The following is a 23,939-nucleotide window of genomic DNA, read 5'->3' on the forward strand; positions in this document are numbered from 1 at the left end:
GTAAAATAATTGAAAAAAATGGTTGACGCTTCAATTTGTCTTAGTGTACTATCTAACTAGAACACTAAGACGTAAAGGGGAGTTTTAATGGAAACGAATGCGTTTAGAGGATTGTTGAGAAAAGAATGGCTGCTATCAAAAAACACTTTTATACTCCTTATATGTTTTAAGCTCTTTATTTGGGCTGTTGTATTGGGGGGGAGTTTGTTCACCAATAACTATGAACTTTTGTATATTGCGACATCCATGATTGTCGGTATTCATGTGATATATATCACCATGATTGTAGGATCAGGACTGAGCATGGAGGAAAAATCGCAGATGTGGCTGCATAATCCACATTCAACTTCGATGATCTTGGGAAGTAAACTCCTGACAGGAATTTTGCTTCATATAACAAGTTTATGTACGGCTTTTCTGTTGCTAGGGATAACAGTGGTTTTTTTTGATCCGGGAGGTATAACAGAAAACTTTTTAACGGCAGGATCTATTTTTCAGATGAGTGTCCAATTAACAGTTAGTGGATTGGAACTCGCGATTTTTTACACGTTCTATTGGACTATCTACCATTCAATGGGGAAATTCTATTATCTAGCCAAATTTAAAGTTGTTCTTTTTACATTATTTATCATTGCTAGCATCCTGTTGGTCGTATTTATAGAAAAGCAGTTGTTGGCAGGGCTGCACTCGATCTTACCTGTTCCGGTTGAAATGACAAAATTCATGAATGTCTATATAGAAGAAGATGGCCTCGGGATTAGATCTGGCACAAAAAATATTTCATTGGCGGGTTTGCTTATTTCATCTATAAAATTAATTGGTCTCTTTTTCCTATCGAGCTTGCTCCTAAATAAGGCGGTGGAAGTAAAATGACGGCAAAATACGATGCTGATAAACCGATTTATATACAAATCATTGATCGAATTAGTAAAGAAATCGTGCGGGGTGTGTTAAAGCCTGGAGATAAACTTCCTTCCGTACGGGAAATGGCAATTCAGTCAGGTGTAAATCCGAATACCATTCAAAGAACATACAGTGAAATGGAGAGGATGGAAATCGTGGAAACCAAGAGAGGTCAAGGGACATTTGTTACAGAAGATGAGGGAATGCTCATGCAAATAAAAAAAGGCATGGAAACAAAAGTCGTAGAAAGTTTTGTCCAAAGTATGAGAGAGATTGGTGCTTCAGAAAATGAGATTGTTGAAAGTGTGGAAAAGTTTTTGGCGGAGGGGGAGAGTCGGAAATGATCAAATTCGAACAGGTTAGTAAAAAATACGGCAAAGATATTGCGGTGAAAAATGGGGACCTGTCCTTTGAAAAGGGGAAAATCATTGGATTACTTGGTCCAAATGGGAGCGGAAAATCTACCAGTCTGAAGATGATAGCCGGTTTGGTAAGACCAGATAAAGGAAAAGTGACGGTAGATGGAGAGGTGGCCAGCCGTCAAATCGCCAAAAAGGTTGCCTATATGACGGAACTTGACGTGTTTTATGACGCGTTATCGGTAGAGGACATGGTCAAATTCTATGAATCTCAATTCAGAGATTTCGACAAAGAGAAGGCGGAAGAGCTCTTGATGTTTATGAAGCTTGATCCATCCAAAAAGATAAAAGCATTGTCCAAAGGTAATAGAGGCAGGCTTAAGCTTGTTCTGGCCTTGTCTAGAAAGGCGGATTATATCTTGTTAGATGAGCCTTTTTCAGGATTGGACCCCATGGTGAGAGATTCAATTGTGAAAGGGCTTCTAACCTTCCTTGATTTCGGTAAACAAACGATTATCATTGCCACCCATGAAATTGATGAAATCGAATCACTTCTAGATGAAGTGGTGTTAATAAAAAATGGAAACTTTATCGCCCATCAAAACGTAGAACAAATTAGGGAATTGGATGGCCTGTCGGTTAAGGACTGGATGATTGCGAATTTACAGGAATAGGGGGGAGAGAAAATGAGCCATTACACGGGGCTGTTATTAAAAGATTGGAAGCTTTCGATAAAAGGACAGTTGCAAAATTATCTGTTAATCCTAGCACTCTGGTTGTTAGGTGTGGGTGTAGCGTTAAGAATGGATGAACCAGAAGTTGCCATTGCTGTCGGGCTGACTTTAATAAGCATCCATATATTCTACATGGGAACAGATGTGATTATGAATCTTGTAAAAGAGCAAAAATTGAAGATTTGGTTATATAATCCAAATCCTGCTCGTTCTCTGCTTTCTAGTAAATTAGTAATCTCGCTGTTCAACTGTCTGTTTTCCACTACTTTTGCTATCGTACTGTATGCCATTTCCTGTTTCGCCAGTGGACAGCCGTTTTTACAAGGCAAGGATTTCAGTGAGGCCTTGGCCTTAATAGGAACCATTATAGGTGTAGGCATGTATTTCGCAATTTGGGCAACTTTTTTTTGGTCCCAATATGCTGCTGCAAAAGGGAAACGTTTTGAATATGTGCGCATCGCTTTTAGCGGGTTTATTGCGTACTTTATTTTTCAGATACATGAAGGCTTCATGCTCAGTTCTTTATATGACAGACTGAAGGATGTTGGCAGTTTTCCTTCTGTATCATTAGGTACTTTGGTCACAAATGAAACGAAGGATGGGTATCAAGAAATTTCGATGGGAGTTAGTTTGTCAGAGTTTTCCTTTGCATTATTTGCGGTCTTTCTAGCGATAAGTGTGTTTGTGTTTTTTCTCTCAGTAAAAAATGTGAAGAAAATAGAAGTATAAAGGGAGTGGCGAATCATGAGTGAAGTGGCAGTAAAGCTTACAAATGTATGTAAAGATATCGGGAGTAAGGAAATCATTAAGGATGTATCTTTTGAAGTGTATAAAGGAGAAGTGTTTGGTTTTCTTGGACCGAATGGTGCCGGGAAGACGACCACTATTCGTATGATGGTGGGGTTGATGAGTATTACTTCAGGTGATATTCACATCGACGGTTCCAGCATCAAGACAGACTATGAAAAGGCGGTCCGGCAAGTTGGGGCAATTGTCGAGAATCCGGAAATGTATAAGTTTCTCACTGGCTATCAGAACCTGATGCAGTACGCACGGATGATGCCGGGAGTAACCGCGGAGCGTCTGGATGAAGTGATTGAACTTGTCGGTCTGACCGGTCGTATCCGTGAAAAGGTGAAGACCTATTCTTTGGGGATGAGGCAGCGATTGGGTATTGCGCAGGCCTTGCTACATAAACCGAAAGTGCTTATTCTCGACGAGCCGACGAACGGATTGGATCCGGCAGGTATCCGGGAAATCCGCGATTATTTACGAAGCCTGGCGAGGGTGGAAGGCATGGCTATTGTTGTCTCCAGTCACCTTCTATCCGAAATGGAACTTATGTGTGATCGAGTGGGAATCATACAAAAGGGTGAATTGATTGATATCCAGAGTATCAGAGACTTCATCCAGGACGGCGGGAAGACTCTTTACCAATTGGAGTGTGAACCAGTTGAAGAGGCGATGACAGTAATGAGTGAGATGGAATTGCCACATAACTTAACAGGTGGAGCTTTGCAAGTGGAAATGGAAAGAGAAGGGGTACCGTTTCTAATTAAGAAAATGATTGAACGAGACATTGCAGTATTTGAAGTAAAAGAAGTGATAAAAACGTTGGAAGATAAATTCCTGGAAAAAACATCAGAGGAACGAGGTGCCTGAAAATGAAAAATCTAATCCAAAATGAACTTATTAAATGGTTCAGAAGGCCAAGCTTTTATGTAATGAGTGCGATACTCGTGTTATTGTCTATTGTTGGGGTAGTATTTACCATCATGATGGGGTCCATGCTTGATGAAGCTAGAAGTGATGGTGGAGCACAACAGTTGGGCTGGCGCGAAAGCCTGGAGCAGGAAAACGAATACCTTCAGATGACCATCCAGGAAGAATCCGATGCAGCAGGGCATCTAGAGCGACAGCTTGCTATTAACGAACACCGTCTGGAGAATAACTTGGAACCATCAAAGGGAAATTCCGTCTGGACATACATGGATGAAAATCTTGGACTGACAAGTGTTGTAACCCTCTTTGTGGTAATCATTGCTGGTGGAATGATCGCCAGTGAGTTTACATGGGGAACCATCAAGCTTCTGATGATCCGACCTATTAGCAGAAGTAAGATTTTAATGGCGAAATATTTAAGTGTACTTGTGTTTATGTTCATCTTTATGACGATATTGTTTGTCACATCATTTGTGACGGGTGCCATTGCATTCGGGTTTGATAGTTCACCTTCTCTGTTGTACTTGGGAGGTAAGGTCTCCGAGATTCATCCGATGCTGTATTTGCTGCTAAAGCTTAGCCTGCACGGATTGGGTATCATCATGTTTGCTACCATCGCTTTCATGATCTCGAGTGTATTCAGAAATAACTCATTGGCAATCGGGATTTCATTGTTCTTGCTTTTCACAGGAACCCAGATTACGACCCTGATCGGAATGAAATTCGAATGGGCGAAATTTTCCCCATTCGCGAATATCCATTTCCAGACCTTTCTTGACGGCATGCCTGTTGTCGGTGGGGTAACGTTCTGGTTTTCGGTTGTGATGTTCCTTGTGTATTTTGTACTGCTTCATGTAGTGAGCTTTTTGACGTTTGTGAAGCGTGATATTGCTGCATGATGGAGTGATGGGTGTTAGAGTGTTTTAAATGTTTTGAGTTTTGGCCGGCTGCCTGGTTTAGGGTGGTCGGTTTTTTGTTTGGGGTATTGGTTAGTTGGAAATAGGTAATATAGTATTTGGTGAGGGATAATAAACTCTAGTTTGGGAGTAGTGGGGGGGAAAACTATCATTTGTGGGGGGATTATCGTGTTTTGTGGTTGAATTCGTCTCTCGTGTGGAGGGAATATCCCCTTTCATGAGGGGATTATTTTCTAGATGGGGGGATTGCTTTGATGTATGGGGGGATTGCGCTCCAAAGGGGTTGAAATAAGCCATTATGGTGACGAGAAAAACGATCTTGGTGGGGGGATGAGAAGGCAATATATTAATTCTGGAGATACGGGTTATAAAATAAGGGGAAAACAAATGAAATTCAGAGAAAATTGAATGCTACTACCTATAGGCAACGCAAAAAACTATCAATTAGTCCCATCTTCAATAGCAAAATACGATTTTACAAATATAGCAGGAGAATCGACAAGATAAAGCAAATACTATTTAGGTACCAATTATAAGAAGGATGTGAAATATTTGATTGTTAAAAAGGAAAGACAACTGTCACAAGTTATTCAAGTACTAACGGCATTAGATAGAAGGTTGCATCCCAATAACCCCAAGCGTGCCCAAGTTAAAAAAGAGTTGGCAGGCTATCTATCAGGGTATAAAGGGGAAGAGTCAATAGATTATTTTCTTGAATTATTGACTGGTATAGGCGAAGATTTCTATGTGTTTCATGATATTAGACTCCCATTCAAGAACCATTACTTCCAGATTGACACCCTCCTACTTTTCCCTTCTTTTATTCTAATCCTAGAAGTAAAAAACCATTCCGGTACAGTAGTATTCGATCCAGCATTTCAACAGATGATACAAAAAATTATGAGAGATGGCTTGGAAGAAGAACTGATATGGGATGATCCTATTGAACAGGTGCTTAGGCAAAGTGCTCAACTGGGTGAGTGGATAAAGGTAACAAAACAACCATACCTCCCATGTGAAAGTCTTGTAGTAATGACAAATAATAAAACAAAACTCACTGTAAAATCTCATCAGAGTACGGTGGAAAAATACGTAACAAGAAGCACCGCCTTAGGAAGAAGAATAAAAGAATTGTATAACAAATATCCTCGTGAAAAATTAAATAAGAAAGATTTGAAAAAAGTCGTTAAGGTTTTATTAAGTGGAAATGAACCCTTTAGGAATACAAACACCCTTGATAAATATGGTGTTACGTCTAATGAAATTTTAAGAGGAGTTCATTGTCTGAGTTGCAATCAACTAGGAATGAGGCTAAATAAAGGACAATGGGAATGCCCCAATTGCAAATTTCGTTCTAAGCTAGCTCATATAGAAACTTTGAAGGATTTTAGTTTGCTGTTAAACTCAACCATTTCCATATCTGAGTTCGGAGAATTTATAGGTGTGAAGAGCCCTACGACTTTAAGGAGACTATTAAATTCAGAGTTTATTTCTTTTTCAGGAAAGACAAAGCTGAGGCGATATTTTCTGGTATAGCTATATTCGAAAAGACAATTTAACAAAACCATAAACCTTTTCCCCTCCCACTTCGTTCCTACTTATGTATCGATACATATGTACATTCAAATTCCAATCCAAAAGGTGAGTTGACAATATGATAAGAGTTCAAGGACTGTCCCATGATTTTGTGGTAGGCAAGAAGAATAAAGAGCAGCGGGTTTCCGTTTTGCGTGACATCAATATGTCTATCTATGAAGGGGAGATTGTGTCCATCATAGGAAAGAGCGGGTCTGGAAAATCGACATTGCTGAATCTGATGAGCGGGTTTATGAAGCCTACTGAAGGTTCCATTGAGATTGCCGGGAAAGATGTTACCAAAATGTCGGAGGCGGAATGGTCGGATTTCAGGTTGGGACATATCGGATTCATATTTCAAAGTTTTCAATTGATTCCGAGCATGACCGCTTTCAGTAATGTGGAGCTAGCGTTGAAGATTAAAGGTGTTGGTGCAGACGAGAGGAAGAAGCGGGTGATGGAGGTACTCTCCAGAGTCGGTCTTGAAGGATTTGAGGAGTTTTATCCAAGTGAGTTGTCTGGTGGTCAGCAACAGCGAGTGGGGATAGCACGTGCGCTTGTGACGAAGCCGCGAATTATTTTCGCGGATGAACCGACAGGAAGCCTGGATAGTGACACGGAGCAGGAATTTTTGAACTTTATACAGGATCTTAACCGAAATGAAGGAATTACGTTTGTGATTATTACCCATGACAAGGATGTGGCAAAAGTCGCAAATCGGACGGTTGAGCTGGTGGCCGGCGGTATGGTGGAAAGAGGCGAGTTGTATGAAGTTCAAAGATAAACTCCAATTTGTACGTGAAAACATGAGAAAAAACCGCAGTCGGGTTTATATGACCATTCTGGCAACCGCAATGGGCTGTGCGTTTTTGATGGTGCTTGCCTCGGTAGGTTTCGGACTTCAGGAAACCATTGTAAAGGATATCACGCAAGATGGTGCAGTAACTCAAGTTGAGGTGATCGGGAAGGCCTCTGAAGATGAGAGTGTGGAGAGACCAGGGTTAACGGAGGAGGATGTTGCCTATTTCGAATCCATGGATAATGTGAAAACGGTGGTGCGTCAAAAAGGGCTGGAGAACTGGGAATCGACATATGCCCTAGGTGAGTATATCAGTAACCACTCTCAGACAAGAGTGGTGCATTATCCATCAGAGGTCGAGTCGGGCTTTGAATTATCGGAAGGCAGGATGCCCGAAAAGGAATATGAAGTGGTCGTTGGCTATCACTTTGCCGAAACGCTCCAGAAGGAATCGAACTCTGAGGAAATGGATCTGTTTGAAGGGGAACTGATTGGAAAAGAAATAACCTTCACGGTACCGCAATATTTTGATGGTGAACGGGAAACGACTGAAATGACTTTCACGGTTGTCGGAATCGGGAAGGAGCCATTAAGAAAATACAGTTTTGATAGTTTTGTCAATATTTCCATGGAAGCAATGGCCGAGATAGAAGCTTTTACCGAAACGGCATATGGTCAGATTATGGAGCCTTCTATGACGGAGGAAATGATTAAAATCCTAAAAGAAGTGCCATCCAATTATTCCTATATGGGTGTTTATGCAATGGATATGGAGCAGGTACAACACATTCTGGACACAGCTAAAGCCGATGGATATTATGCATATTCGCCATTGGAGCAATTGAAAGAGGTTAATGTATTGTTTGCAGTAGTGAAGATTGGGTTGGTCTTCGTGGGGACGGTTGCGGTCATTATTGCTTCTATCGGCATCTTTAATACCATGTCGATGGCGGTTACGGAACGGACGCAGGATATCGGCATTATGAAGGCGATCGGTGGAAGCCCGAAAATGATTAAAAGTCTGTTTTTGATGGAGAGTGCTTATATAGGGTTGATTGGCGCCGCTATTGGAACCATTGCCTCCTATATGATAAGCTATGGGGTCAACTTTGCACTTCCTATTATTGTAGAGGGTGTATTCAATGATGAGGTAGGCGAGGAAATCATGCTATCCTATATTCCTTGGTCCTTAACCTTGACCTGTGTAGGAATCAGCTTGCTTGTAGCGATACTGTCAGGATTGAAGCCTGCTGCAAAAGCTACCAGGATTGATGTGTTGAAAGCATTGAGACGAGATATCTAAGGCTCATAAGAAAGTGTGTAGATATTATGAATCGGTGGTATAGAAAAATAAGGCCCCATTTGTCCTTGATTTTAACCTATCAAAGTAAAGTAGGTGATCAGGATGGAATTAGTGAATATATCTTATATGAAAAAAGGGCAAATACTAGGTTTTTTTGATAATTTTCCTCATTCAAAGGTGCTTTTTACTCCGATAAAAAAGTACTATTTCATTTCCTATGTGTACTGGGATGAACGCGACTCGGTTGTGTCTCAGGAGGATTTGGAGAAGATGGAGATGCTGTTTAACAGTTACATGGGAAGGGAAGCATTTTACAGGAAAAGAAGAAGTGCTGAAATGGAAGTGCGAGGCGTCTGATTATATATGGCGCTTCTTTTTTATATAGCTTGACCAAAATTCTGATCCATTACAGAAAAGGGCTTAATCAATATAGGCCAACACCTCCGCCTACTTTCTGTTCGGACGTGATGATGCAAAGGAGATGACCTATAGATCAAGATGGTTTGATGATCATCAGGATAAAAATGATTATGCCTAAAAAAGTAGTCAGCCAGTATAGGTTGCTTACTTTGTGGAAAGCGCTTGTCTGTTGGGGTGGCAGTTGGGTTGACGCCCGGTTGTCAGGATGTAACAGCCACCGTTGAAGTTCACTGAGGGAAGGTGAGATAAAGCCGATCACGATAACTTGGATAGCAAGGTAAATAACAAGGGAGCCGAAAAGCCATACTTGGAGAATAGAGCCGTAGCTGCCGAAGAGTACAAGTAGAATCCCGGTTATGACCGCTAGTGTTCCACCAATTTTCGGAAAATAATCCAGTTTGTGTTGAAGCAGAACGTTGTGTCTTAGGTCCGAAATGGTCTGATGTTTCCGTAACAGAATACTTCCGAAGAATGTGGGACCAATTCCAATGATTGCAACTAAAACATGAATAAGCACTAGCCATTGCATAGGCATCCCCCCATTGATATTGATACTTCAATATATGAGGGGAATGGAGGTTTCATGTTCTTAATGCCGATTTACTTTACATTTCTTGTGGGGCTTGTATCCCAAGTAATCTAAGTGATTCCTTTATTGTGATGGTCGTTGCTGCTACAAGGGCAAGTCTTGCATTTTTCTCATCATCCTCTTTCAAGAACTTCACTTGTCCGTACCAGCTGTTGAAGCTTTGACAAACGTCTACGGTATGTTTTGCTAATAATGATGGGTCAAAATCTGCGTTAGCTTTTTCAATAATGGATGGGAACTCATGCAAGAGTTTAGTTAATTCCCAGGAATAGGAATCGTTTAAACCATCGTTGATTTCTCCTTGAGTCCAATTTCCTTTCTTCAGGATGGAGCTTGCACGTGCATAGGTGTATTGGATGTAAGGACCGGTTTCCCCTTCGAACTTCAACATGTCTTCGAGGGAGAACTCGACTGAATTCACCCGGTAATTCTTCAGGTCATGAAAAATGATTGCTCCGACCCCAACCTGCCGTGCAATTTCTTCTTTATTAGGGAGATTCGGGTTTTTGGTTTGAATGTTTCTCTCGGCGAGTTTGATGGCTTCTTTTATAACCTCTTCAAGTAAAACGACCTTCCCTTTCCGGGTGGACATCTTTTTCCCATCTTTAAGAAGAAGTCCGAAAGATACATGGTGCATTTCCTCCGCCCACTCAAATCCTGCTTTTTTCAATACAGCTTTCAGTTGTTGAAAATGAATCGATTGCTCCTGACCTACGATGTAAAGTGCCTTTGAGAACTGATACACCTGCTTTCTGTACAAAGCGGCCGCAAGATCCCGAGTTGCGTACAACGTAGCACCATCCGATTTTTTTATGAGACAAGGAGGGAGGGTTGAGTTTCCATCAACCTTGACAACTTTTGCACCTTCCGATTCGACGAGCAATCCTTTTTGTTCTAAAAGACTGACAACAGAATCCATCTTGTCATTATAAAAAGCTTCCCCTTTATAGGAATCAAATGTAACCCCAAGGAGCTGATAGATTTTATCAAATTCCTTCAAAGATTCTTCTCTGAACCATTCCCAAAGCGTTATTGCTTGCTCATTGCCATCCTCTAGCCGTTTGAACCATTGGCGTCCTTCATCATTGAGGGCAGGGTTGCTTGCTGCTTCTTCATGGAATTTAACGTATAACTTCAACAGTTCAGGAATGGGATTGTTCCGTACCTTTTCTTCCTCCCCCCATTTCAAATAAGCGGCAATCAATTTTCCGAATTGAGTTCCCCAATCGCCAAGGTAGTTGATACGGACCGTTTTGTAACCGCACTTCTCCAATATGTTAGCTATGGAATTTCCTATAACCGTAGAGCGCAGATGGCCCATTGAGAAGGGTTTTGCAATATTGGGTGAAGACAGGTCCAATACAACGGTTTCCTTGCTTCCAATATCAAGGCTTCCATATCGGTCTTTTTCCTCCAAGATCTGTTGGATGATATTCTGTTGAACGAGATCTTTTCTGAAAAAGAAATTAACATAAGGACCTACAGCTTCCGTTTTTTCCAGCCAAGGACTTTTCAACGTGGCGGAAAGTTCTGATGCAAGGATAGGTGGTGCTTTTCTTTTTTGTTTTGCTAGCTCAAAGCATGGAAAGGCAAGGTCTCCATGTTGGGCATGTTTCGGTTTTTCGAGCAAACTTATGATTTGAGCCATTGTAATTTCGGGTAATGCTTGGTGAACGGTTTCTGCCGCAATGTTGAACAGTTTCAAATGAGTCATCTCCTTTAATTTGTGGGTACATTGAAACCTTCTGAATACAAAAAAGCCCGTCTCTTCAAAAATTTGAAGAGACGAGCTTGGTTTCTAATGCCCGCGGTACCACTCTAATTGCTTTCCGGTTTGGAAAGCCACTTATCATCCGTATGGGGGATGTGCCCTTTTCATCTCTAAAGTGCGCTTCGTTCCCTAGACTTCCACCAGGCTTCCACCGTCCCTGATTCTCTCAGCTTTTGCCGTCTATGGACTACTCTCTTTTTTCATCAATGATTATATATATGATTTTGAAATTATTATACACAAACTATTAGCTGATGCAACTATCTTTTTTTATTTTGCTTCGTTTTTCTACTTGTTCTTCTGGTATAGGAGGAATAAAGACATTCAACATTTCATCGAGTTCTTGACTTAGCCTTACTGTTTCTACAGAGGTTAATCCGGTTTTGAAAGCAGTCTGCATCATTTGATTGCGTTTCTTTTCTACGGCAAGTTCTACGAGTTTCATCTTTATCACTCCCTCTGCATGATTTCCTATAATTATAGAGGAAAAAGCTCTGTAAGAAAATAGGTTATGTGTAAAAAGTAGGTATTATCGTGAAAAACTTCGAAAATCGAAAAGAAGCATTTCTATTACTACTTTTCCTTTGGTGTTTTTTGTAGATTTTTCGTGAAGTTTATTGCTATGAAAGAGAAGGTTTGCTCGAAATGGTGAGGGTGGTGGCTTGTTATGTCGAGGGGAAGGAATTATGCAATTATCATAGAATAACTTAAAAGAAGAGCTGAATTTGAAAGAATATAGCAATGGTGTGGCATGTGGAACTCTAGGTTTTCATAAAGTAGAAAGAGACGAATCACTAGGAGGAGTTTGCGATGAAAGCTAAGGCGGAAACAATGGAGAAAATGAATCTCTATGCGAATGAGCTTGTCAGATTGATCGTGAAGGATGGACAGTCCCTCCAAGAAGAGAAATTAAGAATCGCTTTCGAAAATGTGGTGCGAGCCATGGTGGATATGACTAACATCCAATTGGAGAGGGAAAAAGATGCAAATGACACCTTGAAAACCACTCTAAGCCGAATGAAAATTGCCCACAACTGTATTAACGGCAGTAGCACTTCTACTAGGAATGTTCAAAAGGATAACATTAATCTCAAATAATTAATTATCACCTCACCTCCATAACAAATCAAAAATAAGGGAAGTGCTCTGGCTGGATCAGAGCACTTCCTTTTTTGGGCGGTGGGATGTATTCGACAAAGATCAGGATATTCCTGCAGGGGTCTGACCCCCTTCTCACAATTTTTTAGTGAATTGTTTGAGGATGGCGTTAAGTTCGTTTGGATATTTGGTCGGGATTTGGTGTTTGGCACCAGAGACATATATGACTTTGGTGTTTGGGAGGCAGGACTGGAATTCTTTTTGGTAGTGGTGTACATAGTAATCCCTTTGACCGTAAATGAGCAAGATAGGTGAAGTAATTTCTCCCAGTCTTGTGGCGCAGTTGTAGGCTAGTCCTTCGGTATAATATTGATGAAGAGTGGTGGCGTCTGTTTTCATAATATAAGATGCCAGCTCTTGTTCGAAATCTTTTGAATACGCATGTGCCTGTGCAATGGTTTTAGCAACTGACTGTACACCATCGATTTGAGTCGTAAGAATACCAAGCAGGAACTCACTGTATAAGAGTAAAGAATCGACTTTCGGAAAAGCGCCAATCAACACAAGTCCTTCTACTAAATCTGGATAGTTCAGGGTGGTTTCCAATGCGATGGAAGCCCCATTGGAATAACCGCACAACACGACTTTATTGATCTCGAGTTGCTGACATACATCGAAAAGATCCCTCGATAATAGGTGGAATGTAATCGGGGCTTCATTTTTACCGCTGTTACCGTTTCCACGAAGGTCCACATACAACAAACGGAAATCAGTCGATAATGGTAGTTGCTGCTTGAACGTGATATGCCCCATTCCTGGTGGATGAATAAATAGAATAGTCTTAGATCCGCAACCGATCAAACGGTAGAAAATCCTCACATTGTCCCTTGTCGTAACATACCCCATCTATACGTCCTCTACTTTCCTTTTTTCTATATACAAAAGAATTGCCCTCACTGTAAATCCAACTACAAGCCCAGGAATGACAAAAAGCATAGGCACCCACATAGGGCCGACCCGTACACCAAAAATCACAATTTTACCTGAAAGCATTAATCCCACTGTGACAAAGTAGGCGCAACTTACAAAAGGGAGATAGGCATAGGGGGATTTTCCACCGCCCGCATCTTTAAAGGCATCCCACATGGCAAAAAAATATAGACATGGATAGAACATAAGCCACAAGTAATTGGTCTCTTGGAATGCTCGTTCTATTTCACCGTTAAAGCTGTACATGATGATGGAATTGAAATTGGACTGTACATTTATAATGAATTCCAACAATATGAATGTTACACCTTTAACGTATTTTCTATTGAGTAATTGGCCAAAGCCGGGAAGTGCTATGCTCCATAGTAGACGCTCAAGGGAATTATTATTCATAGGGAGATCCTTTAAGTGTATGTAATTTTGATTTTCTATTCAGCCTTTGCCACATATAAACTCCTCCAGCCATTACTCTACCAATAGCTTGACCAATTGCCCCTAAATTATGTTAATTTCTTTGAGGGTATACGGAAAAAACGCAGGGGTCGCCCTGCGTTTCATGTGGATGTACTATTAACACAAATATGCCGATCCAATTATGATGAGAAGAATAAATAAGATGATAAACAGTGTAAAACCTGCCCCGCAACCAGCGTCTTTGCTCATTTATACTGTCTCCCTTCTGTATATGATACATTACCTTATGTTATAAACACCCAATGTGTATGGGCGAATGCCCGGTCTGTAAGTGAAAAGCCTTACAAATGTCATAGGACAATTTCCCATCTTCATAAAAGTAAATAGAGCACTTTTTAAGTACAGAGGAGGGAGAAATATTTGTTTACAAGGATAAATCGTCTTCAGATACCGTTGCCAAAACCGAAAAATCCCGATCCGAATGGAGCAGCTGCCGTACAGGAGCTGCTTGGTGGGAAGTTTGGTGAAATGTCAACGCTGAACAATTATATGTTTCAATCGATCAACTTTCGAAATAAAAGGAAATTGAAACCTTTTTATGACCTGGTGGCAAGCATAACAGCAGAGGAGCTTGGGCATGTCGAGTTGGTCACCACGACCATCAACCTGATGCTTGAGGGTGTTACATATCCAGCCCCCCCTGATGCGACGCCATTAAGGGACACTAAAGATTTTCGTAATACCTATCAGTATATAGCGACAGCCCAAACTGCCCTTCCTGGGGATTCCATGGGAAGATCTTGGACAGGAGATAATGTCTTCAATAGTGGAAACCTCGTGTTAGATTTGCTTCATAACTTCTTTCTTGAGTGCGGAGCAAGAACCCATAAAATGCGGGTATATCAAATGACCGACAACCCAGTGGCAAGGGAAATGATTGGCTACCTTCTTGTTCGGGGAGGCGTTCACGTAGTGGCGTATGCCAAAGCGTTGGAAATAGCGACCGGTGTGGATATTACCAAGCTTGTTCCGATACCGAGCTTGGAAAACAAGGCCTTTGAGACGACAAGGAAATTCGAGGCGGAAGGGATGCATAGAAAGCTGTACACTTTCAGTGCCAACGATTATAAGGATGTAGCCATGATATGGAAGGGACGTCACCCGGAAGATGGTGGGAGACTGGAAGTGATACAGGGGACTCCACCTGGAGGCCCAATGCCAGATCTGGAAAATGTTCCAGAAGAATTTGCACCAGGCATATCTCAAGAGGATTTTATGGAGATTGCGAAAAGATTGCAACGGTCTGCAGGAATTTAGACAATGAATAGCTTGTAGAAACATTCATCTGCAAGCTTTTTGTCGTTACGAAAGAGGTGGTGATGAAATTTATATTTTATTGTTGGAAAATGTATGCTAACATCAATTTATACATAGAAAAAAGTAAAATTATGAGGAGAATGGAACAATAATGAAAAAGAAAGTAATTGCAGGTGCCCTTGTAACTTCCTTTATGTTTTCTGGACATGCTTATGCGTCTGATTATACTGTAAAATCAGGTGATTCCCTTTGGAAGATTGCTAGCAACCATCAGGTGACAGTAAGCAATATCAAGACATGGAACAACCTGAAAAGTGACCTTATCTTTCCTGGCCAAACATTATCTCTGAAGGCGAATGGATCGGGCGCTACGCAACCTGCGCCAGTTCAACCGGCCCCCGCCCCAAGCCAACCAACAACATCTACATATACGATAAAAGCTGGAGATTCTCTATCAGTCATTGCTCGAAATCACCAAACTACACTAGCAAATCTGATGAAACTCAATCCGTCCATTACAGACGTAAACAGGATCTTTATCGGACAAAAAATTAACGTTACTGCTCCGAGTGCGACTGCGCCAAGCCAACCGTCACAGCCAGCTCCAACTCCCAGCAAGCCAGCTCCTGCTACAGGAAACTACATCATTAAAAGTGGGGACAACCTCTCATCTGTAGCTAATAGACATGGTGTATCATTGAGCTCGTTATTAGCTGCTAATCCTGCTATCAAAGATGCCAACCGCATTTCGATTGGACAAGTAATAACGATTCCAGGAAATGCGACAAGCACGCCTGTCGAAGATAATTCTTCCTGGCAAGCAAAAGCCGATGCCATCATAGAAACAGGTAAAAAATACATGGGTGCCAAGTATCTTTATGGTGCATCGACGAACAGAACAGATGCGTTTGATTGTTCCTCCTACACAGTGAGAGTGTTCGCGGAGAATGGTATTAACCTACCTAGAACCTCTGCCCAGCAAGGAAATGTAGGAAAAGAAATCCCGTTAAGTGAAATACGCAAAGGGGATCTTGTATTTTTCGATACAGAAGGGGATGGAGTTATCAATCATGTATCGATTGTGATGGATTCCAACACGCTTTTGCACGCAGCTACAAATACCGGAGTTGCTTTCGCATCGTATAATACATATTGGAAACCTAGAGCAGTAAAGGCTGTAAGGGTTTTATAGTAAAGACTCATTAGAAAAAGAGATGTTTTGATGCATCTCTTTTTTTCGTGGACTTTTTTCCTCTCCTCCTCAAGTCTGAGTATCTTTCGGTATAAAGCTGGAAATGACTGTAGGTAAAAGAATGAAAGAAAACCATTCTGCAGGTTGTTATCCAAAACAGCGCAAAAATCTATACTGATAGTGAGAAGAAAACAAAACAAAGGAATGATGGAGGATGAATAGAATGTTGACATTATTTTTCGGAAGTAAAAAAGAGGTTTTGCAAAAAAAATCTGGTGCATCGATTGATGAGAAAAGAATGGAAATCTTTTTGAAAAGTGACTTTGCACGACGTTTCTAGAAGGGGCTACTGAAAATAGGTGGCTTCTTTTTTTCTGTTCGCGGCAAACCATACAAGACCAGCTACTTATCTTTGTTTTCTAAAAACATAAACAATTACAAATTCATTTGCTATAAAATGGTATAATAGTGGAAAAGAGAGACAAAAGATTTATAAAAAGGGTGAAAAGAATTTGAATGAAGAGAGTCTGGTAATTAAGGAGATATTGACTGGTGAAAAGGAGAAATATGATCAAATTATAGAACGCTATAAAGATAGGCTTTATGCTGTTGCATTACGCGTAACCGGCAATGAGGAAAATGCCGAAGATTTGGTGAAACAGGGTTTTTTGGATGCATATAACAAGCTCGATACATATGAAGAATCATCTTTGTTTACGGAGTGGCTTTATGAACAGTTCCTCCCGCTTTTCCAAACGGAATGGAAATCAAGAAAGATAACCACTACCCCACTGCCATTACACAATCCCCATTATATTAAAATGGAAGAAGCACTCCATACTCTGCCTAATCAAGCCAAGTTGGAATTTCTGCTCATAAGGGTTCTCCATTTCTCTTCTGAGCTTCTTTCCAAACGTTTGGAAATAAGTTTAGAGGAGCTTGAGGACAGAAATAAGAACTCATTGATACATATCCGACAGTTCACACTAGTGGACAGCTATCAGGATAAAAGTGATTGCCGTAGTTTGAGTGAATTGACTGCCTTCTATGACGGTGAAATTGTTGATAAGGAAGAGGCTGAAATAAAGGATCATCTGGAGTTCTGTCCTGATTGTCGGGAAGTGTTAGACGGACTAAGAAGGGAAGAGGCCTCACTTAATTTCGTCCTTGAGCTCCCAAAATTGGAAGAATCCTTTAACAGGAAAGTACTGAACGAACTTGTCGCCTTTATTCCAAAGAAACCAAAGCATCGTACTTGGAAGTATCAGCTTAGTGTCCTTGGAATCCTCGGTGGAATATTTCTTTTCAGTGTATTTATTTTACCCAGCCTGAAACCAATTGCGAGCATGGTCAGCACATATATGGAACATGGCACCATCTATAACGTTTGGTCGGAAGGGACATATGTAGCAACGGATAAAGAAATTTCCTTTGAAGTTACAGGTGTGGAGATGGACTCCCTCTATATGTACATCTATTATGATGTCAAGAAGGAAGGGGAAGAAGAGTCAAGTATTCTAAACCACGAAGATATAGATTTTTATTCATATAAACCAGTTAAAATAGTGGATGAAACAGGTAAGGAGTACCCAATACAAGTGACAACCCCCGAGTATCTTCGTAATGATCGGAAGGTAATGGAGAAAGAAGAGGAGTACCGACCTTTCTTTTTAGTAAATATAAAGGATAAGGAAAACCTGCCAGACCAGTTTGACATTAAAATAAACATAGCTAATCTGCAATCAAAATATGGAACCTGGAAATTGGATATCCCAATCAGGTATGACAAGGTAGTTGATACTGCAGTAACAGTTGCGTTGGGTGAAGAAATAAACATTGAGGATAAAATGCTAGTGGAATTTATTGATGTTACCTACAGTAAAAACGCGAGTCGATTCAGGTATAACATCAGACGTACGGATGAAGAAAGGGATAAATTGCTTGCGGTCCTCAAAGAGCACGACCAAGAATACAGAATGCAGGAGTTTGAATTGTGGCATCAGGTTGGGTTAAATGGAGTAACAAAAGATGGGAAATATCTTGTGCCGATATATTTTCATGACATGCAGATGTATGATTCAAATGAAACGATTGAAATGCACTTTTCCCATTATTATATGGATAACCAATACCATGAAGTGAGAGGAAAGCTTGAAAATCCTATGCAGGAGCTTTATGCACAAATAATGGGAATTTATTACCAAGAGCCTGCATTCTTTTCTTTGGAAATTCCTCTTGAAGAAACAGAAAAAACACCGTTGGAAGGCGATATCAACGGGTATGAACTGATAGATTACAGTATTGTCGCAACAAAGGACCGGGATGGTGAGGTCAGCAAGTATGAGTTAATTATCAATGGGAAAAGTGATACTCGAAGCGGCGAGATAGGCTGGAACCTCATGGACGGGAAAGGTGAATATGTACAATCTGAGGGGTGGTACCATTATGATGAGCGGGAAAAGGAAGGAACAAAGAAGTTGCTTCATGTGGACATAACACCAAGATACGGACAAGGACAAGCTGCCTTTCCTGAAACATTGGTCATTAAAGCAGATAACATCTTTACCCAGTTCACGGACCTTGAGGGAGAGAAGTTTCCATTATTTGATGAAGAAGAAGCAGAAGGCGGATCTAACTAATGGACGAGAGGGAAAATATCGATGCTGTCCTTGGAGGAAACACTCTGGCTTTTGAACCGATCATCGAACAACATAAAAATAGTGTCTATGCAATTGCCCTATGGTTGCTAGGGGATTCAGAGCAAGCTGAGAGAGTGACGAAGGACTGCTTTATTCATGTTTATGGAAAGTTGGGAGCCTATAAGAATACTGAGGTGTTTTTTGTCTGGTTTTATCAGGAGGTCCTGATGGAACTTAAAGGAACACCAGTTAAAGCGGATGGACAAGCCTTCAGAGAGGAGGGGTTGTTCTATCATCCACATCACGAGAAGGTAAAGGAATCGGTTCTTTCTTTGGGTCAGGAAACTAGATTTCCCCTGCTCCTAAACTATCTATTTACGCAATTGGAAGACAGACAAGCTGCAGATATTTTGGAAATGAGCATAGAAGATTATGAGAAATCTTTATTTTCTGCGAGAAAGTCATTGCGTATGAGTGTTCTGGAAACGCCAGTACGTGAGCGGAAGACGGACTGTCTAGAAAAGGAAGAACTGATTCAATACTTTAATGGAGAATTGTACCAACAAAAGACAAGGGTGGAGGACCACTTGGAATTTTGCCCGGCATGCAGGGAAGTCCTGGAAATAATGGAGCGAGAAGAGAAAGTGTTAGAACACGTTTTGCAAATGCCACAGCTTGATACCGGGTTTAATGAACAAGTCCTGAAGCACTTATCTCCATATTCCAAACCAGCATCCAACCGACGTTCATGGAAGTATCAACTCGCAGTTGTTGGAGGGATGGTGGCTCTGCTTTTGATCGGATTTGTGGTCATTCCTACCATTGCCCCATGGACAAAGATGGTTTCCAACTATTTAAATCATGGCAGCTTTTATAATGTGTGGGCAGATGGAACTTATACGGCAACCAGCAATGATATTTCAGTAGAAATTACTTCCGTGAATGTGGATCCCTTGCATATATTGGTCCATTACGAAGTTTCTAGTGACAATAAAGATATAGATTATCTCGGTGAGAATGATCTTTTTTCCGTTCATGCCATGGATGAGGAAGGTAATACATATCCGATGGAATCCGCCAAGCCAGTCTTGATCGGTGAGATGTTGTCAAGTAAGATCCCTGAGAGTTCAAATGATCGGAGTCTTTATGTAAAGGCTCTGAACGAAGAAAGCTTACCGGGTGAATTCAACTTGCATTTTCATTTTAAACGTTTAAAGGGATGGGGAGGAGACTGGAAAATAGTCGTACCTATCCACTATGAAAAAGTTGTGGAAGATGTAGAAATAGTGGAGTTAAATGAGGTTACAGTCATTGATGACAAAATAGAAGTGGAGATTATTAGTCTGGAAAAAGGGAAGTACGGAAGTAGGTTGAAATATGATGTCAGATTGAAAGAAGAAGAAATCCAGCGTATTGAATCCAACTTGAAAAAGACGGATCAAAAATATGACCGGGATTTATATAGGAATCATCATGTTTTTGCAGGAGTAGTACTGGTAAATAACGACGAGGAATACATGGTTCCAATCGAATATCCCTCCATGTATAACAACCATATGCAAAAATCTCCGTTTGTAATCGATTTTTCTAAACTGTCCACAGATAGGGACTATATGGAGGTAAGAGGAGAAGAAACGGAAGGTGGGAAGTATTCTGCCGAAATAAGGTCAGCTAGCTTTCTTGAACCAGGATTCTATTCCATGACTGTCCCTATAGAGAAATCGACAGAAGAATCGTTAGATATCGACTTGGATGGTTATACGATGAATAAGCTATCGGTGACAAGGAAAGAAGGACTTACAACCAAGGTCCTCCTCACAGGTAACAAAACGCAAAATTACAAGGTACGCAACTTTTATTGGGAATTTTCAGATCAAAACGGACAACGATTGGATATTTCCAATAGGAACGGGTATGATTGGTTTGACCAAGAAGAAAGCCATGAGTTAGAAATGATTAATGTAAATGTCAGGAATGATGTCACACATTTAATGATACAGGCTGTACAGATTTCCAATGATTATGTTTTTAAAGAAAAGGAATATAGAATTCCTCTTGAGTGATTTAAACAGTGATTACTTGGTTTCCACACTTAGAGCCGTGCTTCCAAAGCGCGGCTCTATAAATTTCCCTACAATCTCCCATAATTCCTCAAAGCATTTAAAATCACAATTGTAAAATAAGGCTGCCAATAGGAGAGGCCGTGTTCATCATCCCAACCGCCATCCTCCCGCTGAGAAGCTTCCAGGTAATTCAGGAATTTCTCCATTAAAGGTTTTGGTGTTGCTTTTGCAACAGCAGAATCAGGCATAGGTGCAAACTGGAAGAAGGTGAAATACTGTTTTTCGGGCACAGCTTCCGCACATTTAATAACCTGCTTAATTGCAGCTTCTTTCAATGCAAGGTTCTCTTCTGTTTGCTCAACATTCGTATAATAATCCACCGCATGGTAATTCATAAACAGCCATTCCGTTTTCTGAATCTGTTCATCATTCAGGTTTTCTTTTACCCACTTGGAAGTATAGAATGCAACTTGTTCCGTACATAGACCATGGAGAAGGAGGTTGCCCGTGATGGAAGCGGGAATGGTCTGTCCTCCTCCGCCCCACCATGGAGAATAAGGATAGTGCAGGATTGTTGCTGGGTTAACAAGAGTGCCGTCTTCATTTTGGTTGCGCTCCACCCATTCAGCAGCTCCTTCAAACACATCTCCAACCGGCAAACCGGTATCGCGAAATACACCTAGCATGAATTCCAATGCTAAGGGATGGGAATCGGGACACTTAATATCATATTCAAAGCCGTGTCCAAATCCGTTATCGTCGTTCTTGTAGGATTTAAGAGCGTTATGAAAATGGGAAATTGGTCCACCCTCGAATAGATGGCGATAGAGTGCTTTTTCCCATAGTGCCCCGTTCAAGTAGATAAAATCCCTTGCTTTCTTCAAATTGATTGTCATATTCAATACCTCCTTTTTCTGTAGTAACTTTTTCGCGATAACTTTTTGAAACCCTTCTTTCTAACGTTACAAGAGAAAAAGTAAGCGTTATAATATAGGTATCATTGTGGAAAGGGCGTGTGTAAAAATGGAATTGAATTTAAAAGGTAAAACGGCCCTCGTTCTGGCTTCAAGTCAGGGGCTAGGGAAAGCTATTGCAGCATCCTTTGTAAAAGAAGGGGTCAATGTGGTACTTGCCAGTAGGAATGAAGAGAAATTGAGTGATGTACAAAAGGAACTTAAGGATCTAGATGGTGGACAGGCTACTTTTATACAAACGGATATAACAGCTCCAGCTCAAATCAAGCAGGCCGTTCAACATGCAATCGATACATATGGACAATTAGATATTTTGGTGAATAACGCGGGGGGACCTCCTGCAGGTTCATTTGAGCAGATTACGGACGAACAGTGGCAGCAGGCCTTTGAATTGAATCTCTTAAGCTATATCAGAACAATCAGGGAGGCGTTGCCGCACCTGAAGAAAAACGGTGGGAAGATTATCAATATCGCGTCTTCTTCGATAAAAGAACCAATTCCTGGCCTACTGTTATCCAATACGTTCCGTACTGGAATTGTAGGTTTGACAAAGACACTTGCGAGCGAGCTTGCACAAGATAACATCCTCATCAACACTGTTGCACCGGGAAGGATTGCAACAGATCGTGTTGCATTTCTTGATGAAGTGAATGCGGAGAAGCAGGGCATCACAAAGGCAGAAATGGAAGAGAAGGTGAAGGCGGGTATTCCGCTTGGGCGCTACGGCGAACCGGAGGAGTTTGCTAAAGTGGTGACATTCTTGGTGTCGGATGCTAACAGCTATATGACTGGTAGCTCGTTCCTAGTGGATGGTGGCATGGTCAAATCCATCTAATCTGAGTTGCTAGGAGTCTGTTAGTTAGAGAGAAGGGAAGCTAGGAAACATGAAAAATTTGCTTTTGTTGATAGTGGGAGGCTTTGCGATAGGTATCATCCTGGGAGTATTGAATGTGCAATTCGATTTCTGGGTCTTTGTCGTCCTCCTTATTTTAGCGTTTATCGCCTTATCCTACCGGGATGTCCGCTATATGTTCTTGTCAAAAGATGTAGAAAAGATAGAGAAGTATCTGGAGAAAAAGCGCCGTGAGCCGTATTATGGCTTCATCTTGGAGCTAGCGAACGGGAACCTGCCAGGTGCCAAAAAGGAATTGGAGGAGCTTGAACGGAAATGGAAAGGCAAGAAGACGGCAGTGTTCTGGGCGCAATATTACCTAAGAGTCGGTAACTATGCTCAAGCGAAGGAAAAAGTTGCACGGATCGACCAAGCAGAAATTAAGACATATGTTCTTGCGGGGATTGCTGCTGGTGAAAAAGATTATAAAAAGGCCGAAGAACTGAAAAATCAATTAAAAAAAGATTGGATGAAGTACGCCATTGAAACAGAGATTGCGCTGAACAGGAAAAACTACACTCTTGCCAAGGAAAAGAAAGAACAGGCACTCGAATCTACAAAAGGTCTTCAATATTACATGATTTCCAAGGAGTTTCAGGAAGTATAATGATAGAAATTCCTTGACAGAAATGCTTGAACAAACTTACACTTGAGGTAGACATTAGTTATTAGAAAATTTTCAGTATTGAGGTAAATGCATATGGTACTAGCAATAGATCGACGAATTGGAAAATATGCAATACTTCTTGCGATGAACGGCGACCAGGAGGAGCTTCCGGTGGCAACACCGCCACACTGGAGGAGCTGCATGGGGAAAGTCGGTTCAATGGATTCGCAAAAAGTGGTGGCTGCGATTGAAACTGCTGCCAAACGAGAAGGTATCATCAAATCAGACGGATACCGGGAAACACATGCACTTTATCATGCCATCATGGATGCCCTTAGTGGTGTGACACGTGGCCAGGTGCAGCTTGGCTCAGTCATGCGGACGGTAGGTTTACGCTTTGCCGTTGTAAGAGGAAACCCATATGAGGATGTAGAGGAAGGCGACTGGATTGCGGTTGCACTCTATGGGACTATCGGCGCTCCTGTCAGAGGATCGGAGCATGAAACGATTGGTCTTGGAATAAATCACATTTAAATAGCGATGCCCATAGTTGCTGATTAATAGGGGGCTGTACTTTGACACATGTTACATGGTCGAAGTATGGCCTCTTTTTGTGTGAATGAGGGGGAAAGAAGATGGAGAAACAGAGGGAGAAAGGGAG

General features: G+C 41.2%; 24 protein-coding genes. 18 read left to right on the plus strand and 6 right to left on the minus strand.

Features of this window, described 5'->3' with window-relative positions; all coding sequences use genetic code 11:
* The first annotated feature begins 87 nt into the window (after nt 1-87).
* The 10 genes from AB685_RS10310 to AB685_RS10355 all read left to right on the plus strand — a co-directional run bounded on the left by AB685_RS10310 (nt 88) and on the right by AB685_RS10355 (nt 8,669).
* Nucleotides 88-873 (plus strand): hypothetical protein, encoded by a 786-nt coding sequence (locus AB685_RS10310; RefSeq protein WP_047970529.1) that lies wholly within the window; start codon nt 88-90, stop codon nt 871-873.
* Nucleotides 870-1,247 (plus strand): GntR family transcriptional regulator, encoded by a 378-nt coding sequence (locus AB685_RS10315; protein WP_047970530.1) that lies wholly within the window; start codon nt 870-872, stop codon nt 1,245-1,247. Before AB685_RS10310 ends, AB685_RS10315 begins: the two co-directional genes overlap by 4 nt.
* Nucleotides 1,244-1,936 carry an ABC transporter ATP-binding protein gene (locus tag AB685_RS10320; protein ID WP_047970531.1) on the plus strand — a complete coding sequence of 231 codons (693 nt, stop codon included), beginning with the start codon at nt 1,244-1,246 and terminating at the stop codon, nt 1,934-1,936. The genes AB685_RS10315 and AB685_RS10320 overlap by 4 nt, the downstream gene beginning before the upstream one ends.
* A 12-nt stretch (nt 1,937-1,948) precedes the next feature.
* A complete protein-coding gene (locus tag AB685_RS10325) occupies nt 1,949-2,725 on the plus strand; it encodes a hypothetical protein (protein WP_047970532.1) in 777 nt (258 codons plus the stop codon).
* 15 nt (nt 2,726-2,740) lie between these two features.
* Nucleotides 2,741-3,658: an ABC transporter ATP-binding protein gene (locus AB685_RS10330; protein ID WP_047970533.1), complete on the plus strand. Its 918-nt coding sequence runs from the start codon at nt 2,741-2,743 to the stop codon at nt 3,656-3,658.
* Between the two features lie 2 nt (nt 3,659-3,660).
* Nucleotides 3,661-4,617, plus strand: coding sequence for an ABC transporter permease subunit (locus AB685_RS10335; protein ID WP_047970534.1), 957 nt, complete (start codon nt 3,661-3,663; stop codon nt 4,615-4,617).
* 570 nt (nt 4,618-5,187) lie between these two features.
* Nucleotides 5,188-6,171, plus strand: a complete 984-nt coding sequence (locus tag AB685_RS10340; RefSeq protein ID WP_047970535.1) for a nuclease-related domain-containing protein — start codon at nt 5,188-5,190, stop codon at nt 6,169-6,171.
* A 118-nt stretch (nt 6,172-6,289) separates the two neighbouring features.
* On the plus strand, nt 6,290-6,994 hold the full coding sequence (locus AB685_RS10345) for an ABC transporter ATP-binding protein (protein WP_047970536.1): 705 nt from the start codon (nt 6,290-6,292) through the stop codon (nt 6,992-6,994).
* Entirely contained in the window at nt 6,978-8,312 is a 1,335-nt protein-coding gene (locus AB685_RS10350; RefSeq protein WP_047970537.1) for an ABC transporter permease, read from the plus strand. Before AB685_RS10345 ends, AB685_RS10350 begins: the two co-directional genes overlap by 17 nt.
* 102 nt (nt 8,313-8,414) lie before the next feature.
* The gene (locus AB685_RS10355; RefSeq protein WP_047970538.1) at nt 8,415-8,669 is read left to right on the plus strand and encodes a hypothetical protein; all 255 of its coding nucleotides are present in this window, start codon (nt 8,415-8,417) and stop codon (nt 8,667-8,669) included.
* Nucleotides 8,670-8,805: 136 nt separating this feature from the next.
* On the opposite strand, the gene AB685_RS10360 is transcribed toward AB685_RS10355, so the two are convergent.
* The 3 genes from AB685_RS10360 to AB685_RS10370 all read right to left on the minus strand — a co-directional run bounded on the left by AB685_RS10360 (nt 8,806) and on the right by AB685_RS10370 (nt 11,537).
* Nucleotides 8,806-9,261: a DUF2269 family protein gene (locus AB685_RS10360; protein ID WP_047970539.1), complete on the minus strand. Its 456-nt coding sequence runs from the start codon at nt 9,259-9,261 to the stop codon at nt 8,806-8,808.
* 76 nt (nt 9,262-9,337) lie between these two features.
* The gene (gene argS, locus AB685_RS10365; protein WP_277814281.1) at nt 9,338-11,026 is read right to left on the minus strand and encodes an arginine--tRNA ligase; all 1,689 of its coding nucleotides are present in this window, start codon (nt 11,024-11,026) and stop codon (nt 9,338-9,340) included.
* Nucleotides 11,027-11,339: 313 nt separating this feature from the next.
* Nucleotides 11,340-11,537, minus strand: a complete 198-nt coding sequence (locus AB685_RS10370) for an aspartyl-phosphate phosphatase Spo0E family protein (RefSeq protein ID WP_047970541.1) — start codon at nt 11,535-11,537, stop codon at nt 11,340-11,342.
* Nucleotides 11,538-11,902: 365 nt separating this feature from the next.
* Here AB685_RS10370 and AB685_RS10375 point away from each other — a divergent pair, with 365 nt between their 5' ends.
* Nucleotides 11,903-12,190: a hypothetical protein gene (locus AB685_RS10375; RefSeq protein ID WP_047970542.1), complete on the plus strand. Its 288-nt coding sequence runs from the start codon at nt 11,903-11,905 to the stop codon at nt 12,188-12,190.
* 135 nt (nt 12,191-12,325) lie between these two features.
* On the opposite strand, the gene AB685_RS10380 is transcribed toward AB685_RS10375, so the two are convergent.
* Together AB685_RS10380 and AB685_RS10385 are read right to left on the minus strand one after the other, a co-directional pair.
* On the minus strand, nt 12,326-13,096 hold the full coding sequence (locus tag AB685_RS10380; RefSeq protein ID WP_047970543.1) for an alpha/beta hydrolase: 771 nt from the start codon (nt 13,094-13,096) through the stop codon (nt 12,326-12,328).
* Nucleotides 13,097-13,573: a hypothetical protein gene (locus AB685_RS10385; protein ID WP_047970544.1), complete on the minus strand. Its 477-nt coding sequence runs from the start codon at nt 13,571-13,573 to the stop codon at nt 13,097-13,099.
* A gap of 441 nt (nt 13,574-14,014) precedes the next feature.
* On the opposite strand from AB685_RS10385, the gene AB685_RS10390 reads away from it, so the two are divergent.
* The 4 genes from AB685_RS10390 (at nt 14,015) to AB685_RS10405 (ending at nt 20,805) form a co-directional block, all read left to right on the plus strand.
* Entirely contained in the window at nt 14,015-14,911 is an 897-nt protein-coding gene (locus AB685_RS10390) for a manganese catalase family protein (protein WP_047970545.1), read from the plus strand.
* A gap of 151 nt (nt 14,912-15,062) precedes the next feature.
* Nucleotides 15,063-16,103, plus strand: coding sequence for a peptidoglycan endopeptidase (locus tag AB685_RS10395; RefSeq protein ID WP_047970546.1), 1,041 nt, complete (start codon nt 15,063-15,065; stop codon nt 16,101-16,103).
* Nucleotides 16,104-16,615: 512 nt separating this feature from the next.
* Nucleotides 16,616-18,742 (plus strand): sigma factor, encoded by a 2,127-nt coding sequence (locus AB685_RS29725; protein ID WP_053073786.1) that lies wholly within the window; start codon nt 16,616-16,618, stop codon nt 18,740-18,742.
* Complete coding sequence (locus tag AB685_RS10405) at nt 18,742-20,805, plus strand: hypothetical protein (RefSeq protein ID WP_047970547.1); 2,064 nt, start codon at nt 18,742-18,744, stop codon at nt 20,803-20,805. Before AB685_RS29725 ends, AB685_RS10405 begins: the two co-directional genes overlap by 1 nt.
* Before the next feature lie 68 nt (nt 20,806-20,873).
* Here the strand turns inward: AB685_RS10405 and AB685_RS10410 are convergent, their stop codons facing one another.
* A complete protein-coding gene (locus tag AB685_RS10410; RefSeq protein WP_047970548.1) occupies nt 20,874-21,701 on the minus strand; it encodes a prenyltransferase/squalene oxidase repeat-containing protein in 828 nt (275 codons plus the stop codon).
* 127 nt (nt 21,702-21,828) lie between these two features.
* On the opposite strand from AB685_RS10410, the gene AB685_RS10415 reads away from it, so the two are divergent.
* The 3 genes from AB685_RS10415 (at nt 21,829) to hutP (ending at nt 23,812) form a co-directional block, all read left to right on the plus strand.
* Nucleotides 21,829-22,614, plus strand: a complete 786-nt coding sequence (locus AB685_RS10415; protein WP_047970549.1) for an SDR family oxidoreductase — start codon at nt 21,829-21,831, stop codon at nt 22,612-22,614.
* A gap of 49 nt (nt 22,615-22,663) precedes the next feature.
* Nucleotides 22,664-23,278 carry a hypothetical protein gene (locus AB685_RS10420; RefSeq protein WP_047970550.1) on the plus strand — a complete coding sequence of 205 codons (615 nt, stop codon included), beginning with the start codon at nt 22,664-22,666 and terminating at the stop codon, nt 23,276-23,278.
* A gap of 93 nt (nt 23,279-23,371) precedes the next feature.
* Complete coding sequence (gene hutP / locus AB685_RS10425) at nt 23,372-23,812, plus strand: hut operon transcriptional regulator HutP (protein WP_047970551.1); 441 nt, start codon at nt 23,372-23,374, stop codon at nt 23,810-23,812.
* Nucleotides 23,813-23,939: the final 127 nt, after the last annotated feature.

Source organism: Bacillus sp. LL01 (assembly GCF_001037965.1).